The sequence below is a fragment of the Pseudoxanthomonas sp. LjRoot204_2 genome, assembly GCF_056175765.1.
Genome location: NZ_JBGFFG010000717.1, coordinates 1 through 1,090 on the forward strand (window position 1 = coordinate 1; position 1,090 = coordinate 1,090).

Annotated in this window: 1 protein-coding gene; it reads right to left on the reverse strand. The window is 65.7% G+C overall.

From position 1 onward, the window contains the following. Positions 1-447 precede the first annotated feature (447 nt). On the reverse strand, positions 448-1,090 hold a 643-nt coding region (locus AC04L7_RS19355; protein ID WP_475513797.1), incomplete at its 5' end, for a response regulator.

Below are 1,090 nucleotides of genomic sequence, written 5' to 3' on the forward strand. Positions count from 1 at the left end.
GCAGAGGGGGCACTGCACCTTGGATGAGCGCTGATTCCTACGGCATATATTTCTCCTCGTCCGTGTCATCCACGGAACAACGGAGACCAAGGTCGACGGTCGCGACTCACGTCGCTCCTACAGGGAACGGCCGCATGTTCCACGATCACGCTTGTCCACACGCTGTGTGGATCGGCGTTGGGAAAGCATGTGGATAACCGCGCGGCCGCCTTGCGCCGCAAGCCTGTCAAGGCGTGTGGCGAAATTTTGACCAGTGCGTGACGGTCGGGTTTCCGGGTTGTCCACACCGCATGTGGATGGTCTGTCGACCAACATGTGGATAAGCGTTGGCACGCGTTGCGGCACAACGCTGTCAAGGTGTGTGGCGAATTTATGATCACCGCACATCAGCGGTGATCCACGCTTGGTTCCACGTCATCGCGCCGTCCTTGGAAACGGCGTGGAACCTCAGCCTTCGATCTGTCGTGCCGGATCGGCCAGTTCCAGTTCGCGCAGCACCACGCCCGCCTGCGTACGGTTGCGCACACCGAGGCGGTCGAAGATCGCGGAGAGATGCGCCTTGACGGTGCGCTCCTGCACATCGAGGCGGTCGGCGATCTGCTTGTTCAGCAGGCCCTGTGCCACCAGCGTCAGCACGCGGAACTGCTGCGGCGACAGGCTGGCCAGGCGACCGGCCAGTTCGGTGTCGTGTTCGGACGATTGCGCACGCGCCACGGCGCCGCGCAGCGAGGCCGGCAGCCACTGCTCGCAGGCGAGCACGCTGCGGATGGCATCACGCAGCTCGTCCAGGCCCGAGCTCTTTGGCAGATAGCCCGCGGCGCCATGGTCCAGCGCACGACGGACCACGCGCGGATCGTCGTTGGCGGACACCACCACGACGGCGACCGCGGGAAACTGTGCACGGATCGCCGCCAGCCCGGCCAGGCCGTGGTTGCCGGGCATGTGCAGGTCGAGCAGCACCAGGTCGATGTCGTCGTGCGCTTCCAGCGTGGCGATGACGCCGTCCAGCGACTCCGCTTCGCGCACCGACAACTGCGCCACGGCATCAGCGGCCGCACCACGCAGCGCGGCGCGGAACAGCGGGTGGTCG